This window comes from uncultured Winogradskyella sp., from assembly GCF_947498005.1.
Taxonomy (GTDB): domain Bacteria; phylum Bacteroidota; class Bacteroidia; order Flavobacteriales; family Flavobacteriaceae; genus Winogradskyella.
On record NZ_CANMIW010000007.1, the window covers coordinates 63060 to 80278 of the forward strand.

Sequence of the window (17219 nt, forward strand, 5' to 3'; positions counted from 1 at the left end):
TGCTAATAGTTTAGATTTTGAAGTAGATAAATTGAATTGTATTATGGATTTATTCAGTTTATGAATAATGAGAAAATGCGATAGCTTATAACGATAATCTGTCAATTAATTTATTTTAATTCCTGTAAAGGATCCCAATAAACAGCCTCTAAATTCTGAATTTGATTTTCTACCACTTCTATACCTTCACTCTCTAAAAGTTGTTGCATTAAGTTGGTGCCTTCAAAATGATGTTTGCCTGTTAAAAGGCCTTTTCGGTTTACTACTCTGTGTGCTGGCACATCTTTTCCGTGAGAACCATTCATGGCATAGCCCACAATTCTTGCACTTTTGCCTGCTCCTAGATATTTCGCAATTGCGCCATAACTTGTAACTCTACCAAATGGTATTTGCTTAGCTACGTCATAGACTTTTTCAAAAAATCCTAGAGTTTCAGGTTTCATTTATAATTCTCTTATAATATTAATAAATGTAATTAATGCTACTAGACCTGTAATGATTCCTATACTAAGATTCATACTTTTTTGTGAGGTAAACTTTCGGTCTTTAATCCTATCAAAGAAGAAAATATAAAAATATAGCATCGCAAATGTGCCGGTTGCAGCTCCTGTAACGTAAGTAACGATGCTTAATTTTTCAAAATTCATCCAACCAAAAGACACCAATGTTATGGTCATGTAAGCTTGGTAAGGTATCGGAAAAACATTGAGAGCAGATAATAACATGCCATGCAATAATCTGCCATGTTTACTTTTAATCTCTTTCTCTTTTTTGGCTTCTTTTTGCTTAGATGCTAAAACTAAAAAATAGATGGTTATCAGCACAAAAATTACAAATGCAACTCGTTGAAGAATCTCAACTATATCTTGATTCATTGATAAATACCTCGCAAATATTGCTGCTAAATAGGTTTGAATATATACAATAATACAAACACCTGTAGAAAACATAATACCTCGACCTGCTCCTTCTTTTAAACTAATTCTAGCTGCTGTCATATTGAGCAATCCCGGCGGAATAACTCCGATTAATGCCACAATAAAACCTAGAAAGAAAATGACCGTTATACTCAAGCCTAATTGATTTTGAATCTAATATACGTAATTGCTTTGTCTTTTTCTAAATACTGGTTTTCATAAAACGTTTGAATTTCTGTAACATCGTCTGGACTACCTTCTAATTTATAAACATTATGATTGGCATATAATACCTTGTAACCAGAACCATGCAACAAACCTAATGTATAGCCATGCATAAATTCACTATCGGTTTTAAGATGCATTAAACCTCCTGGTTTTAGAATCTTTTTATAGCGTTCAATAAACTTAAGGTTAGTCATTCTATGCTTTGTTCTCTGGTATTTAATTTGTGGATCTGGAAATGTAATCCAGATTTCATCGACTTCATTTTCCTCAAAAACATGTTCTACAAGTTCTATTTGAGTTCTTATAAATACCGCGTTTGGTATATTTTCTTCAATTGCTGTTTTAGCACCTCTCCAGAATCTAGCGCCTTTAATATCTATGCCAATAAAATTTTTATTTGGATAGCGTTTTGCCAAACCAACAGTGTATTCTCCTTTTCCACAACCTAATTCTAAAACTACAGGATTATCGTTTTTAAAAACTTCTGTTTTCCAATTTCCTTTTAATTTATAGGTTGCATCAACTAATTCCTCACGAGATGGTTGATATACATTATGAAAAGTTTCATTTTCTCTAAAGCGTTTCTGTTTATTTTTACTTCCCACTAGTTTTAGATTTATTAATAATTTGGTAAAATTAAGCAAACATTTTAGGTTTATCTTTGTAAAGTACCATCTAATCTAAAATTAAAAACACTTACTTAGGTTGAAATCAAAAAAAAGGATTTTAGTTGCGCCTTTAAATTGGGGCTTAGGGCATTCCACAAGATGTATTCCCATAATAAACGCGTTAATTACACATAACTTTGAACCTGTTATTGCTAGTGATGGTGTTGCCATTGAGTTATTAAAAAAAGAGTTTCCAAATCTCAGTGCTTTTGAACTCCCTTCTTATAACATTACCTACTCTAAAAATGCAAATGGTTTTAAAACCAAATTATTAAAAGATTCTCCGCATTTGATGAAAACGATAAAAAGGGAAAAGAAAATTGTAGAAACTTTAATAAAAGATGAAAATATCTCTGGTATTATTTCAGACAACCGATTTGGAGTAAGAAATAAAACAATCCCTTCTGTTTTTATTACACACCAATTGCGTGTATTGAGCGGTAATACGACTTGGATTAGCAGTAAACTTCATCAAAAAATCATTCTAAAATATAACGAATGTTGGGTTCCTGACCATATAGGAATGAACAATTTAAGTGGTAAACTGGGTCATGTTAATGGCTTTAAAGCTCCAATAAAATATTTAGGTCCTTTAACCAGATTTAAAAAATCAGATTTAGAAACTCGTTATAATTTATTTGTTCTATTATCTGGACCAGAACCTCAGCGCACATTTTTAGAAGAAAAATTGCTAAAAGAATTAAAACTATTTAAAGGTAATGTTCTATTTGTTAAAGGTAAAGTAGAAGATCAACAGCAAAAAGAAATCATTGACAATATAGAATTGTATAATTTTATGACAAGTAGTGAGCTTGAAGTCGCTATCAATGAAAGTGAACTTATATTAAGTCGATCTGGTTATACCACAATAATGGATTTAGCAAAATTAGAGAAGAAAGCCTTTTTTATACCAACTCCAGGGCAATTTGAGCAAGAATATTTAGCAATTAAGTTTCAGGCTGAAGGCATAGCTCCTTTTTGTAGCCAAGACGAATTTAACATTGAAGCACTCTCTAAAACCGACGACTACAAGGGATTCAAATTTGAAGATTTTGAATTGAATTATAAAAAATTATTTGGTCTTTTCTAAGGTAAAAGAAAACTCACTTCCTACGCCTAGTTGACTTTCAATATATATTTTTTCTTCATGAGCCTCTATAATATGTTTTACTATAGATAAGCCTAAGCCAGAACCTCCTTCTTTTCTAGAACCACTTTTATCTACGCGGTAAAAGCGCTCAAACAAACGCTGAAGATTTGCTTTGGCAATCCCTTCACCATTATCGGTAACTCTTATAATAGCTTTATTTTTTATTAGATTTTCTATACTAACTTCAGTAGTTCCTCTTTCTCTACCATATTTTATAGAATTGACAATAAGATTTGTTAATACTTGCTGAATTCTTTCTTTATCTGCAAAAACCATGATAGGTTCAAAGTAATCAATATCAAACGTTAATGTAATATCTTTTTTTGCTGCTTTCATTTCAAACAGATCAAACACATTTTGTACCAATTGCACAATATCAAAATTTTCTTTATTTAGACTTAGATCACCAACCTCTAGTTTCGTAATCATATCTAAATCTTTAATAATGTATGTTAATCGTTCTACGCCTTTACTTGCCCTAGCGAGGTACTTATTCTTAACTTTTTCGTCTTCAATCGCTCCATCTAATAATGTAAGTAAATAACTCTGAACAGAAAATAATGGCGTCTTAAGCTCATGAGAAACATTACCAATAAACTCCTTTCTATATTCTTCTCTTACCTTTAATGTTTCAATCTCTATTTTTTTGTTTTTGGCATATTTATCAATTTCCTTTGTTAAGGTTCCCATATCTGTAGTTATGGGCTGTTGCCTGAGACTTGTAGATTCTAACAACGTTAAATCATCGTATATTTTTTTTACACGCTTATAAATGAATCGTTCAACTCTATACTGAATAATTACAACACATAATGGAAAACAAATAAGTGGATAAAAAATAACTTGCCAATGCAATGAATGCAAGACATATAAAAATACACAAACTAGTAATGAAGAAAACAACGTAATGTATAACGCTGTTCGCAGTGCGAATTTATAAGATTTCTTAAAATTAGTATTTTGCATTAGTCTACAAACTTGTACCCAACACCTTTAACAGTTTTAAAAGATTTATCGCCAATTTTTTCTCGAAGCTTCCTGATATGCACATCTATGGTTCTTCCGCCAACTACGACTTCATTTCCCCAGACTTTATCTAAAATTTCATCGCGTTTAAAAACCTTTCCTGGCTTGGTTGCTAGCAAAGATAACAATTCAAACTCTTTTCTTGGTAAGGTAATTTCTTTACCTTTTAATGTGATTTTATATTCTTCTTTGTAGATAACTAAATCTCCTATTTTCACAATTGATTCAGCAGTTTCATCTGTTTTCTTTAATCGTCTTAGTAACGATTTAACCTTGCTAATTAAAACCTTTGGCGTAATAGGTTTAGCGATGTAATCATCCGCACCAGCATCAAAACCAGCAACCTGAGAATAATCTTCTCCTCTTGCTGTTAAAAAGGTAATAATGGTATCACTCAACTCTGGTAACTCTCTTAAACGTTCACAAGCTTCAATACCATCCATTTTGGGCATCATAACGTCTAAAATTATTAAATGTGGCTTGTTTTTCTTTGCCAATTCAATAGCTTCTAAACCATTTTCACCTTTTATAACTTGATAACCTTCTGAAGATAAATTGTAACCAACTATTTCTAAAATGTCTGGCTCATCATCTACTAATAGTATTTTAATGTCTTTCTTTTTCAATGGAATTTCTATATTTTAAGAATTGTAAATATAAAATATATCTGTATAACTGTTTAAATTTAGTGAATTGATAACAATTACCTAACATTAAAAACGTAATTCGTTGCTGGTGAGAAGCGCCTGATATTAACCATATTATGTTATTGTAAATATGCTAAGTATTAACTATCACGATTCTTAGTAATTCAGATTTGTTGTTATATTTGTATTCTAACTTTAATAAAAATTCAATTATGAAGAAAATTTACTTTCTATTTATTGCCTTATTAATTTCTTCCATTTCTTTTGGACAGAATTTATTAGTGAATGGTGATTTTGAAACTTGGACAGATGTTAATACTCCTGACGGATGGACAAAAGTTGAAAACATTACTCAAGAAACTACCACAATTCATGGTGGCACTAATGCTGCAAAGCACACTGCAGATGGAACAAAAGATTTAGGTCAAACTATTACAGGTATTACACCTGGTAACATGTACACGATAACTATGTGGTTTAATGTTGAATCTGGTGATGGTACAGATGCTAGAATCTGGAGTTATTGGAGAGATGCATCTGATGGAAACATTACAGATAATGCAGATGAATTAAGAGGCGGTGGAGCCGGAAACGCTTATTTCGTTGCTACGGATGGTGTTTGGACTGAATATACAGTAACAATACCTGCTCCTGCTACAGCAACTAGTTTATACTTTGAAGTAAGAGCATATGGTTCTTCAGTTATATCTTGGGATGATTTTTCAGTTGTAGAACAAGCTGTAACTACACCAACAGTTAACATTACTGCACCAGCTGATGGAGAAGTTTTAGATTCTGGTACTACATCTGTAGATGTTACGACTTCTGTTTTAAACTTTAACGTTGGAAATACAGGTACTGATGATGGTTACATTAAAACAACTTTAGTTAGTCCTGGTGGAACTTTTAATATGGATAAGTTTGACACTAACCCAGAAACTATTTCTGTTGCTGATGGAGAAGCTTACACTGTAACTTATGAGTTAGTAGATCCTTCTGGTGCATCTTTAAGTCCAGCACAATCTACTACAATTTCGTTCTCAGTTGCAGGTATTTCTCAAGTTGCAGATATTACTGCATTAAGAGCTGGAACTGTTGGAGATTTCTACGAATTAACAGGTGAAGCTATTATCTCTTACATTGTTACGGAAGGTACAAGAAATCAAAAGTACATTCAAGATGCTGGTGCTGGAATCTTAATTGATGACACTGCTGGTACTATAACTACTGTATTTAACAATGGTGATGGTATTACTGGTTTAAAAGGTCAACTTACAGAATTTGCTGGCACTTTGCAATTTGTGCCTACAGAGAATGTAGCTTCTGCCTCTTCTACTGGTACGCTTTTAAATCCAATAGTAGTAAGTGCATCAGAATTAATTAATAATGGAGAAACTTATGAAAGTAGATTAATCACGCTAAACAATGTAACTTTTGCAGATTCAGGAATGTTCGCAGACAACACAAATTATGATGTTGCTGATGGTACTGATGTAACTGTTGCAAGAGTTGCTTTTGGTGATGAAGATATTATTGGTACTGCAATCCCAACTACTGTTTCAAGTATTACAGGATTAGGTGGTGAGTTTAATGGTGTTTACCAAATTTTCCCTAGATATGCTAGTGATATTGCAGCGCCTTTAAGTGTAAACAACTTCAACAATGCTTCATTTAGCTTATACCCTAACCCAACTAACACTGGTTCGGTTTCAATTTCTTCTACAAATAGCGAAGCTATCTCTGTACAAGTTTATGATATTTTAGGAAAGCAAGTTAAAAACGAGACATTATCTAACAACACGTTAAATGTTTCTAACTTAAAATCTGGTGTTTACATCATAAAAATTACTCAAAACAATGCTTCTACTACTAAGAAATTAGTAATTAACTAAGCATTATTAGTTTTAATACAAATTATAAGCGTAACTCAATTTTAGAGTTACGCTTTTTTTTATCCCTTACTTTTTAAGCCTTAAATTATAACTAAAAGAAAAAGGTTAAATCACTTCTTTGCATATTTTTGCATTATGAAATTAAAGGAAGATATTTTTAATATAAAAACTGATGCCGATTTTGAAGCATTAGCCTTAAAAGTGTTTAAGTTTCAGTTTGAGAAAAACAACGTATATCGTTCCTTTTGTGATTTGCTCTACAAGCATCCTTCTGATGTTAAACAGGTTTCAGATATTCCCTTTCTACCCATTCAATTTTTTAAAACTAGAGATGTTGTTAGCAATTCAAATACTATTGAAAAAACGTTTTCAAGCTCTGGCACGACAGGAAGTATTACAAGTAACCATTTAGTTACAGATCTAAAATTATACGAGGAGAGTTATTTAAAGGCTTTTAAGCACTTCTATGGAAATATTGAGGACTATGTTGTTTTAGCCTTGTTACCTTCTTATTTAGAACGTGATGGTTCTTCCTTAATCTATATGGTTAATGATTTAATTGAAAAATCTAACCAAACGGAAAGCGGATTCTATCTTAATAATCTTGACGAGTTAGCAAACACATTAAAATCACTTGAAGCAAAACAAAAGAAAACGCTACTCATTGGTGTTTCTTTTGCGTTATTAGATTTAGTTGAAGCATACCAACTGAATTTAAAGCATACCACAATAATGGAAACAGGTGGCATGAAAGGCAGACGAAAAGAAATTATAAGACAAGAGTTGCATCAAATTCTACAATCAGGTTTTAGTGTAGAACAAATTCATAGTGAATACGGCATGACAGAATTATTAAGCCAAGCGTACTCTAAAGGCAATGGTGTTTTTGAAAGTCCACCTTGGATGAAAATCTTAACGCGAGATACAGAAGATGCGCTGACCATACAACAACCAAACAAAACAGGAGGCATTAATGTTATCGATTTAGCTAATATTAATTCTTGCTCATTTATAGCTACACAAGATCTAGGAAAGGCTTACAATAACGGTCAGTTTGAAATCATTGGTCGTTTTGATAATTCAGACATCAGAGGCTGTAATTTAATGGCACTTTAAAATTATTTTTAAATTTTTGTAAGGACTTAAACTCATCTACGACTTAACTATCGCTATGAAAAAGAAAGATTTTCAATAGTTGATTGATTGGTTAGAAAGTGCTCAAAATTATTTTTGGGCACTTTTTTTATTCACAACATTTTTTGTTTAGCTAAAATTAATTTCTTAACTAATACTATTTGTCCTAGATGGTAGTAACTATGCTCGAGCATTCCGTTGAGATTACGAGTGTAATTTCCATATTTCACATCAACAAACTCCTTTTCTAAATCTTCTTCAGGCATGTTTTCAACATGCTGCATCAATAATTCCACATCATCCCAAAAGCGCAATAAGAAAGATTCCCATGCTTGTTGAGATTCAATTGGTGGAAAATCAAAACTAAACGCATCTCTTACTTCTAATTTATTATTGATATATACATTTAGAATTCCTGCTGTATAGTAATGAATATGTTGCGCTAAAACTGAAATTGAGTTCAGTTCGTCCTTTTTTTTATTGGCTATTTTATAATCTAAATTCTCTAACTCATTTTTATAGTTAGTATTAGCAATCCATGTTCCACTAAGAAATACTTCCCTAATTCTACTTGCTATTTGTTGAGCCTGATTCATTGGTTGTAAAAACTTATACATTGGAATTTAAAGATAAAAAAAAAGACCTCACATGTTACAAAACAATGAGGTCTTAAGTTGTTATTTAAGGAAGTCTTAAACTACTTTTAAAAGAAAGTTAGTTTTCTTCCCTCTACTTATAATAATGTATTTATCGTGGATTAAATCTTCAGAAGACAACATATAATCTTCCTTAATCTTTTCTTTATTTACTGCAACTGCATTTTCTTTTAATGCACGTCTTGCATCGCCATTAGAATTTAAGAAATTAGTTTTTGCAGCTAATGCACCAATCATATCTATACCTTCTTTAAATTCTGCCTCAGATATTTCAGCATGTTTTACGCCTTCAAAAACATCTAAGAATAAAGATTCTGGCAATTGTTTTATTTCATTTTTAAAATCTTTACTAAATAATATTGAAGATGCTTTTACTGCATTATCAAACTCTTCTCGGCTATGCACAAAAACAGTTACTTCTTCCGCTAAACGTTTCTGTAATAAACGTAAATGAGGTGTTTCTTTATGTTCTTCAATTAGAGCTTCAATAGCCTCTTTATCTATAAATGTAAAGATTTTGATATACTTTTCCGCATCTTCATCAGTAGCATTTAACCAAAACTGGTAAAACTTAAATACTGATGTTTTATCAGCATCTAACCAAACGTTTCCACCTTCAGATTTTCCAAATTTAGAACCATCTGCTTTTGTAATTAACGGGCAAGTCATAGCATAAGCTTTAGCTTGGTCTTCACCATCATGCATACGCCTTACTAATTCTGTACCTGTCGTGATATTTCCCCATTGATCACTTCCACCCATTTGTAATTTACAGCCCATGGTTTTGTACAAATGATGAAAATCGTATCCTTGTATTAATTGGTAAGTAAATTCTGTAAAAGACATACCTACACTGCCTTCATCTCCACTCAAACGCTTTTTAACAGAATCTTTAGCCATCATATAATTTACAGTAATACGTTTACCAACGTCTCTTGCAAAATCAATAAAGCTAAAATCCTTCATCCAATCATAGTTATTTACAAGTACTGGCGCATTTTTGTTTGTAGAACTAAAATCTAAAAACCGAGATAAGACAACTTTAATACCAGCAACGTTATGAGCTAGTGCTGCCTCATCTAATAAATTTCTTTCATCACTTTTACCAGAAGGATCTCCAATCATACCTGTAGCACCACCTACCAAAGCTACTGGTTTATGGCCAGCTCTTTCTAAATGTACTAATAAAATAATTGGCACTAAACTACCAATATGCAATGAATCTGAAGTAGGATCAAAACCTATATAAGCTGTGGTCATTTCCTTATCTAATTGCTCTTCTGTTCCTGGCATGATATCATGTACCATTCCTCTCCAACGTAATTCTTCTACAAACTTATTTGCCATTGCTTATTTAGTTTCAAATTTTAATTGCACAAAGATATGTTTCCGATGTTAAAGACAAAAGACAATTTTAATTCAATTTAGATTATCTTAGTAACCCTTATTAACAACTTTCTATCATCGAATTAAGCTTAAGATTTGTATTTTCGCGTAATGATTTTAGTAACAGGAGGAACAGGTTTAGTTGGCTCGCATTTACTTTTTCAACTGTTGAAAAGTAATGCAACAATTAGAGCTATTTACAGAAATGACAACACACTTACAGATGTAAAAAAAGTGTTCTCCTATTATTCTGAAGACTATGATACCCTGTTTAATAATATTGAATGGGTGAAAGCAGATTTAAATGATGTTCCTCAACTTCAAATAGCATTTACAGATATAACTCACGTTTACCATTGCGCTGCTCTTGTTTCTTTCGAGCCAAAAGCATACAAATTACTTAGAAAAGTAAATATAGAAGGTACAGCAAACATTGTTAACCTCTGTTTAACTTCTAAGGTGGAAAAGCTTTGTTACGTGAGCTCAATTGCCACTATGGGAAAGCATGCTGATTCAGAAAAACTAATTGACGAACAAACGGAATGGAATGCAGAAAATGACAATAGCGTTTATGCCATTACCAAATATGGTGCTGAACTAGAAGTCTGGAGAGGTACACAAGAAGGTTTAGATGCTATTATTGTAAATCCTGGTATTATCGTAGGACCTGGCTTTTGGGAAAGCACTGGTAGTAGCAGTCTTTTTAATAAGATTTACAATGGATTGCCTTATTATACAAACGGCGTAACAGGTTTTATAGACGTTTGGGATGTAATTAATGTGATGCTAAAATTAATGAACGGCAACAGTACAAACGAAAATTTTATTTTAGTTTCAGAAAACCTAAGTTTTAAATCATTTTTTAAAAGAGTTGCAAGTGCCTTAAACACTAAACCACCGAAAAAGGAGGCAAAACCTTGGTTAATAAATTTAGTTTGGCGATTAGACTGGTTAAAGGGTAAAGTATTAGGTCAACCAAGAAAGTTAACTAAGCATACAGCGAAATCAATATTAAGTATTGATAAATATGATGCCTCAAAAATTAAAAGCACTATAGATTTTCAATTTACACCTATAAACGATACCATTAAAAGCGTTAGTAAGTTGTATTTACAAGATATTAAGAACTCAAGCCTTTAAAACCTATACTATCTATAATTTTTTTTATAGAATCCTTACGTCTTTTCGCGTTTTTCTTTAGTGAATCAGTACGTGTTTTAGTCTTTTTGTTTTCTTCGCTTCTTATATTTTCGTATTCCTTTTTCTCCTTCTCTATTCGTTCTTTTACCTGCTCTACAATAGCTTTGTACACATCAGTATCATAGCTATAATAGGCATTACTCTCTGCAAATTGAGAACTATCAATATTGTGTTTTTCTAAAACATATTCTCTGGGAACAATACCGTTTTTTTCAAGGGTTTTTCTATTAATTCCCTTGGCAGCATTAACTACATAAATATCAAATAAAAGATCAGACATTTGAGCTTTAGATATCAAATTATCTGGTTTTTTGGGTTTATCCATACCATCGCATGCAATAACCAAAAGTCCTAAAACCAATACTATGCTTAGATTCTTTAACATTTATCTATCAAAAGTTAATCGTTGTCCTGCTTTAACGTCTAAAACCTTAAAATTGTTATATGCCAATTGGCCATTGACAAAAGTGTGAGTTATTCTACTTTTAAATGTGTTACCTTCAAAAGGTGACCAACCACATTTGTATAAAATGTTACTTTTATTAACGGTCCAAGGACTTTGAGGATCTACAATAACAAGATCTGCATAATAACCTTCTTTTACATAACCACGTTTCGCTACATTAAATAATATTGCAGGATTATGACATGCCTTTTCTACTAGTTTTTCAACAGTGATTTTACCTTGATGATGTGCTTCAAACAAAGCCACCAAAGCATGCTGAACCAATGGGCCACCAGAAGGCGCTTTAGTATATGGGTTTGTTTTTTCTTCGAGCGTGTGAGGTGCATGATCTGTTGCAATAACATCAATTCTATCGTCTAATAGAGCTTTCCAAAGCTGATCTCTATCGTTAGCTGTTTTAACCGCAGGATTCCATTTTATATGGCTTCCTTTTTTGGCATAATCCTCATCAGAAAACCACAAATGGTGTACACAAACCTCAGCCGTTATCTTCTTATCCTTCAATGGTATTTTGTTTGAAAACAGATTTGTTTCTTTACCTGTAGACAAATGAAACACGTGCAATCTTGCTCCTGTTTTCTTAGCTAACTCAATAGCTTTTGAAGAAGATAAATAACAAGCTTCTTCACTTCTAATTATAGGATGCATTTCCATAGGAATATCATCACCATATTCCGCTTTATATTTAGCTAAATTTGTTTTTATAGTGGCTTCATCTTCACAATGTACGGAAATAACCATATCTGTACTCGAGAATATTTTCTCAATAACTTTAGGGTCGTCAACGAGCATATTTCCTGTAGACGAACCTAAAAACAATTTTAAACCTGCAACAGTTTTTGGATCTACCTTTAAAATTTCCTCTAAATTATCATTTGTTCCGCCAAACATAAACGAATAGTTAGCGTGCGATGTGTTTGCTGCAATAGCAAATTTCTCGTCTAACTTTTCTACTGTTGTAGTTTGTGGATTAGTATTTGGCATTTCAATAAAAGACGTAATTCCACCAGCTAATGCTGCCTTAGATTCAGTCTCTATATTTGCTTTATGCGTTAATCCAGGCTCTCTAAAGTGTACCTGATCATCAATCATTCCTGGAATAACATAATTTCCTTCTACATCAATGACAGTCATATCCGCAGATTTAACACTTATGGAAAGGTCTATTTCTTTTATAATGTTTCCTTCTATTAGAATATCACCTTCAACAATTTTTCCTTCGTTGACGATTCTTGCATTTTTAATAAGAGTCTGTCCGTTCATAATCTTCTACTTTGCAAATAAACTTGTTAATTTTAAACTCACTACACCGAATATAGCTTCGGAAATAATGCTTCCACTCATTTTTGAATTTCCTTTAGTTCTATCTTTAAATATAACTGGTATTTCAACTATTTTAAATCCTTTTTTATGGGCTTTAAATTTCATTTCTATTTGAAACGCATAACCAACAAATTTTACTTTATTAAGATTAATAGTTTCTAAAACTTTTCTTTTATAACAAACAAAACCAGCTGTGGAATCCTTTACCTTCATCCTAGTAATAAATCTAACATAACGAGATGCACCATAAGATAATAAAATACGAGACAAAGGCCAGTTCACAACCGTAATCCCTCTTACGTACCTAGAGCCAACAGAAATATCCGCACCATTTTTTGCACAAGCCTCATATAACTTTATTAAATCGTTTGGATTGTGTGAGAAATCTGCATCCATTTCAAAAATATACTGATAGTCATTCTCTAAAGCCCACTTAAAACCAGCAATGTAAGCTGTACCTAAGCCACTTTTTTCCGTTCGTTCTAATAAGAATAACTGATCTTTAAAAACCTCTTGCAACTCTCTAACCTTATTACCTGTTTTATCTGGCGAGTTATCATCTACAATAAGTACATTAAAGTCTTTGCTTTGAGAAAACACAGCACTAATAATAGATACTATATTTTCAATCTCATTATATGTAGGGATTATTACTAGTGCGTCAGACATTAATTCAATTTTAAAATACGCTATTTAGCAGGTTTTGAATTTTAACAAAAGTAAAGTTTTTAATGAGATAATAATTGAAATTAACGTTTTTGATAGATTCGTTTTATGTATATCTTTATAATTAAGATAAATTTAGAATAATACTTAATATTGTACTTTAATTTTCATGATTTTAGAATTTAAAATAAGAATAAATTATCCTTTAGAAATTTAATTAAATATTGCTTAAATTTCTTTATAACTTAGCGGTATGCGAAATTTCATAACATTCGATTGGTTTACTATTTTTACAATTATAAGCTTGTGCACTATTGTTGTCGCTAAATATATTAACACATTGAGATTTAATGATTTTCTGTATGTTATTGGTAATTCTAAATATTTAAAGATTTACTCTAAAGAACAAAAGTTTATTGATCAATTTGATAGTTTCCTTTTTGTAAACCTTAGTTTATCGTTAAGCATTTTTATTTACTTCGTATATTCTACATACGTTTCTCCTTTAACCTTTGATCTTGTTACTTTCTTAAAATTACTTTTTACGATTTCAACAATAATTATTATAAAAACTTTAATTGAAAGGCTTATTGGTAGTCTGTTTGAAATGGATCATATAATTGATTACTACCTATTTCAGAAAACCACCTTTAAAAACCTATCTGGTTTGGTATTTTTCATTGCTAATTTGTTTTTCTTATACACTAAGGTTTCTATTGAAATTATTTTCATTATTGCTTTTTCATTGGTCTGTATCATAAATACGATTGGATTTTTAACATCTTTCAAAACCTATCAAAAAATAATTAATCTTAATTTTTTCTATTTTTTGTTGTATCTTTGCGCTCTCGAAATTGGGCCTTATGTACTTTTATATAAGGTTATTAGAGAGTATAACGGTTAAAACACAAGGTTTACGTATGAAAGTGAAAACGATTTTAGTATCACAACCAGAGCCTAAAGTAGAGAACTCTCCGTACTTTGACTTGCAAGAGAAGCAAAAAGTTAAAGTAGACTTTAGACCCTTTATTCATGTGGAAGGCGTATCCTCAAAGGATATAAGACAACAAAAAGTTGATCTAAGCAAAATTACTGCCATCATTCTTACCAGTAGAAATTCTGTAGATCATTTCTTTAGAGTAGCCGATGAAATGCGCTTTAAAGTACCAGATGCCATGAAATACTTTTGTCAGTCTGAAGCTGTTGCCTATTATTTACAGAAGTACGTAGTTTACAGAAAACGTAAAATTTATGTTGGTAAGCGTACGTTTGCAGATTTAATGCCGTTAATTAAAAAATATAAAGACGAATCGTTTTTATTACCAACAACGGACAAAGTAAAACCTATTATACCTGAAACATTAGACGAACTTGGTATAAAATGGAAACAGGCTACTTTTTACAAAACCGTAATTAGTGATTTATCAGATTTATCTAATGTAACTTATGATATATTAGTATTCTTTAGTCCTTCTGGTATAGAATCATTATTCCATAATTTCCCAGATTTTAAGCAGAACGAAACACGTATTGCTGTATTTGGTAATACAACAGTAAAGGCTGTCAAGGAAAAAGGATTGCGAGTAGATATTTCTGCACCGACACCGGAAACACCTTCTATGACAATGGCTTTACAGAAATATATTGACTCTGTTAATAAAGGAAAATAGTAATAAACTATTAAGATTATAACATAAAAAAAGCGATTCTAAATTTAGAATCGCTTTTTTGGTTTTTATAACTTTTACTAAAATGCATAACGTTGAGGTCCTCCTCTACGTATATCTTCATTAGCATCATCTTGAAACTTCTTAAAGTTTTCTCTAAAAGCATTAGATAATTTAAATGCCATTTTATAATATGCTTCGTCATCATTCCAAGTAGCTCTAGGACTTAAAACTTCTGTTGGTACTCCAGGGCAAGTTCTTGGTTGTGCCACTCCAAATACAGAATGAATATGGTAATCTTCGTATGTGTATGCACCTAAATCTCCATTAAGCACTGCATTAATCATAGCACGCGTATACTTTAATTTCATACGTGTACCAACACCGTAAGGTCCGCCTGTCCAACCTGTATTAACTAACCAAACATTTACGCCTGCTTCTTTCATCTTTGTACTAAGCATTTCAGCATACTTAGTTGGGTGTAATGGCATAAATGGTGCGCCAAAACAAGCAGAAAAACTAGGTACTGGTTCTACTACACCTGCTTCTGTACCAGCAACTTTAGCTGTATAACCAGAAATAAAGTGATATGCAGACTGATTAGGTGTTAATTTTGAAATTGGAGGCAGTACACCAAAAGCATCTGCTGTTAAGAAAAAGATATTCTTTGGGTTTTCACCTACTGAAGGCTTTCTAATATTATCTATATGGTAAATTGGGTAACTTACTCTTGTATTTTGTGTTATTGAAGTATCAGCAAAATCAACTTTGCCATTATCATCCATAACTACATTTTCGAGGATAGCTCCTTTTTTAATAGCTGCATAAATTTCTGGCTCTTGCTCTTGTGAAAGATTAATAACTTTAGCGTAGCAACCACCTTCAAAATTAAAAACAGTGTTTTCATTTGTCCAACCATGCTCATCATCACCAATTAAACTACGATTGGGATCTGTAGAAAGTGTTGTCTTCCCTGTTCCTGATAATCCAAAGAAAATAGCAGTATCGCCATCTTTACCAACGTTAGCACTACAGTGCATAGGTAAAGTGTTTTTAAATACAGGAAGAATAAAGTTTAAAGCAGAAAAAATACCTTTTTTAATTTCACCTGTATAACCAGTTCCTCCTATTAAAGCAATTTTACGCGTAAAATCTAAAATAGCAAAGTTATGTTGACGTGTACCATCTACTTCTGGATCTGCCATAAAACCTGGAGCATTGACTATAGTCCATTCTGGAGAAAAGTTTTCTAACTCCGCTTCTGTAGGACGTAAAAACATGTTATAAGCAAACATATTGCTCCAAGGGTACTCATTGATTACCCTAATATTTAACTTGTAGTTCTCGTCTGCACAAGCATAACTATCTCTTACATATAATTCCTTCTCAGATAAATAATCACTTACTTTATCATAAAGCTTCTGAAACTTATCACTATCAAAAGGAATATTGATATTTCCCCACCAAATTTTATCTTCGGTAATGGCATCTTTAACAATAAAACGATCCATTGGAGAACGACCAGTAAACTCACCAGTATTAACTGCGATAGCACCAGACGAAGATTCTACACCTTGTCCCTTTGCAATGGTTTCAGCATGAAGCTCTTCTGAAGATAATTGAAAATTAACTTTTGCATTTTTAATTCCATATTGATCTAACGAAATCGTTTTCGAAAATTGTGTATGGTTTACCATAATTATTGTGTTGTTTTAGATCACAAAATTATGATTTTATTTTAAAACTACAGCGCAGAATATCAATTATCGTCCTTTGTCTTTAATATTCCGATTAACATAACAATCCAACCAATTATTAACGATAAACCACCAAATGGTGTTAAAATTGCGAAAATCTTAAAATTAAAGCTATAAATTGTGTTAGTTGATAATCCGTAAATAGATCCTGAGAACAAAAAAACACCTAAAATCACTAAAAAAAACACTGCTTTTTTCGCTCTTAAATTGATAAAATTTGTGCTCCCTAAAATCAAAAATAAAAACGAATGATACATTTGATAGCGCACTCCGGTTTCAAAGGATTTAACGGCATTTTCATCAACTAATTTCTCTAATCCATGAGCAGCCCAAGCGCCTAAAATTATCCCTAAAATTCCTAAAAATGATCCAGTAATTAATAACTTTTTGTTCATATTAAAACTCAATTTTGGTTTAAAGTCGATTTTCTATTTGT

18 protein-coding genes are annotated in these 17219 nt (G+C 31.8%); 6 read left to right on the forward strand and 12 right to left on the reverse strand.

From position 1 onward, the window contains the following. Positions 1-110: 110 nt before the first annotated feature. The 3 genes from Q0891_RS13140 to trmB are packed head-to-tail and all read right to left on the reverse strand — an operon-like array spanning position 111 to position 1750. Complete coding sequence (locus tag Q0891_RS13140; protein WP_299102264.1) at positions 111-443, reverse strand: MGMT family protein; 333 nt, start codon at positions 441-443, stop codon at positions 111-113. After that, entirely contained in the window at positions 444-1073 is a 630-nt protein-coding gene (locus Q0891_RS13145) for a LysE family transporter (RefSeq protein WP_299102265.1), read from the reverse strand. 2 nt (positions 1074-1075) lie between these two features. Continuing rightward, positions 1076-1750 (reverse strand): tRNA (guanosine(46)-N7)-methyltransferase TrmB, encoded by a 675-nt coding sequence (gene trmB / locus Q0891_RS13150; RefSeq protein ID WP_299102266.1) that lies wholly within the window; start codon positions 1748-1750, stop codon positions 1076-1078. Positions 1751-1850: 100 nt separating this feature from the next. Here trmB and Q0891_RS13155 point away from each other — a divergent pair, with 100 nt between their 5' ends. After that, positions 1851-2903, forward strand: a complete 1053-nt coding sequence (locus Q0891_RS13155; RefSeq protein ID WP_299102267.1) for a glycosyltransferase — start codon at positions 1851-1853, stop codon at positions 2901-2903. Here Q0891_RS13155 and Q0891_RS13160 read toward each other — a convergent pair. After that, positions 2886-3929, reverse strand: coding sequence for an ATP-binding protein (locus Q0891_RS13160; protein ID WP_299102268.1), 1044 nt, complete (start codon positions 3927-3929; stop codon positions 2886-2888). The genes Q0891_RS13155 and Q0891_RS13160 overlap by 18 nt on opposite strands. After that, complete coding sequence (locus tag Q0891_RS13165; protein WP_299102269.1) at positions 3929-4615, reverse strand: response regulator transcription factor; 687 nt, start codon at positions 4613-4615, stop codon at positions 3929-3931. Before Q0891_RS13165 ends, Q0891_RS13160 begins: the two co-directional genes overlap by 1 nt. Positions 4616-4848: 233 nt before the next feature. Here Q0891_RS13165 and Q0891_RS13170 point away from each other — a divergent pair, with 233 nt between their 5' ends. Both Q0891_RS13170 and Q0891_RS13175 read left to right on the forward strand, forming a co-directional pair. Continuing rightward, positions 4849-6528, forward strand: a complete 1680-nt coding sequence (locus tag Q0891_RS13170; RefSeq protein WP_299102271.1) for a T9SS type A sorting domain-containing protein — start codon at positions 4849-4851, stop codon at positions 6526-6528. Positions 6529-6663: 135 nt separating this feature from the next. Then, on the forward strand, positions 6664-7644 hold the full coding sequence (locus Q0891_RS13175; protein ID WP_299102273.1) for an acyl transferase: 981 nt from the start codon (positions 6664-6666) through the stop codon (positions 7642-7644). A gap of 131 nt (positions 7645-7775) precedes the next feature. Here the strand turns inward: Q0891_RS13175 and Q0891_RS13180 are convergent, their stop codons facing one another. Beyond that, positions 7776-8258, reverse strand: a complete 483-nt coding sequence (locus Q0891_RS13180; RefSeq protein ID WP_299102275.1) for a DUF1572 family protein — start codon at positions 8256-8258, stop codon at positions 7776-7778. A 96-nt stretch (positions 8259-8354) separates the two neighbouring features. Then, positions 8355-9665, reverse strand: a complete 1311-nt coding sequence (gene tyrS / locus Q0891_RS13185; RefSeq protein ID WP_299102277.1) for a tyrosine--tRNA ligase — start codon at positions 9663-9665, stop codon at positions 8355-8357. 150 nt (positions 9666-9815) lie between these two features. Between tyrS and Q0891_RS13190 the strand changes: the two genes are divergently transcribed. Beyond that, positions 9816-10844, forward strand: coding sequence for an NAD-dependent epimerase/dehydratase family protein (locus Q0891_RS13190; protein WP_299102278.1), 1029 nt, complete (start codon positions 9816-9818; stop codon positions 10842-10844). Here the strand turns inward: Q0891_RS13190 and Q0891_RS13195 are convergent. Genes Q0891_RS13195 through Q0891_RS13205 form a run of 3 tightly spaced genes read right to left on the reverse strand, consistent with a single transcriptional unit; the run spans position 10825 to position 13362 of the window. Continuing rightward, positions 10825-11289 carry a DUF4296 domain-containing protein gene (locus Q0891_RS13195; RefSeq protein ID WP_299102280.1) on the reverse strand — a complete coding sequence of 155 codons (465 nt, stop codon included), beginning with the start codon at positions 11287-11289 and terminating at the stop codon, positions 10825-10827. The genes Q0891_RS13190 and Q0891_RS13195 overlap by 20 nt on opposite strands. Further along, positions 11290-12633 (reverse strand): dihydroorotase, encoded by a 1344-nt coding sequence (locus Q0891_RS13200; protein WP_299102282.1) that lies wholly within the window; start codon positions 12631-12633, stop codon positions 11290-11292. Positions 12634-12639: 6 nt separating this feature from the next. After that, a complete protein-coding gene (locus tag Q0891_RS13205) occupies positions 12640-13362 on the reverse strand; it encodes a polyprenol monophosphomannose synthase (protein ID WP_299102284.1) in 723 nt (240 codons plus the stop codon). A 250-nt stretch (positions 13363-13612) separates the two neighbouring features. Here Q0891_RS13205 and Q0891_RS13210 point away from each other — a divergent pair, with 250 nt between their 5' ends. Beyond that, positions 13613-14263 (forward strand): DUF4271 domain-containing protein, encoded by a 651-nt coding sequence (locus tag Q0891_RS13210; protein ID WP_299102287.1) that lies wholly within the window; start codon positions 13613-13615, stop codon positions 14261-14263. A gap of 16 nt (positions 14264-14279) precedes the next feature. Next, the gene (locus tag Q0891_RS13215) at positions 14280-15029 is read left to right on the forward strand and encodes a uroporphyrinogen-III synthase (RefSeq protein WP_299102556.1); all 750 of its coding nucleotides are present in this window, start codon (positions 14280-14282) and stop codon (positions 15027-15029) included. 77 nt (positions 15030-15106) lie between these two features. On the opposite strand, the gene pckA is transcribed toward Q0891_RS13215, so the two are convergent. Both pckA and Q0891_RS13225 read right to left on the reverse strand, forming a co-directional pair. After that, the gene (gene pckA, locus Q0891_RS13220; RefSeq protein ID WP_299102289.1) at positions 15107-16723 is read right to left on the reverse strand and encodes a phosphoenolpyruvate carboxykinase (ATP); all 1617 of its coding nucleotides are present in this window, start codon (positions 16721-16723) and stop codon (positions 15107-15109) included. A gap of 62 nt (positions 16724-16785) precedes the next feature. Beyond that, positions 16786-17178, reverse strand: coding sequence for a DUF423 domain-containing protein (locus Q0891_RS13225; protein ID WP_299102291.1), 393 nt, complete (start codon positions 17176-17178; stop codon positions 16786-16788). Between the last annotated feature and the right edge of the window lie 41 nt (positions 17179-17219).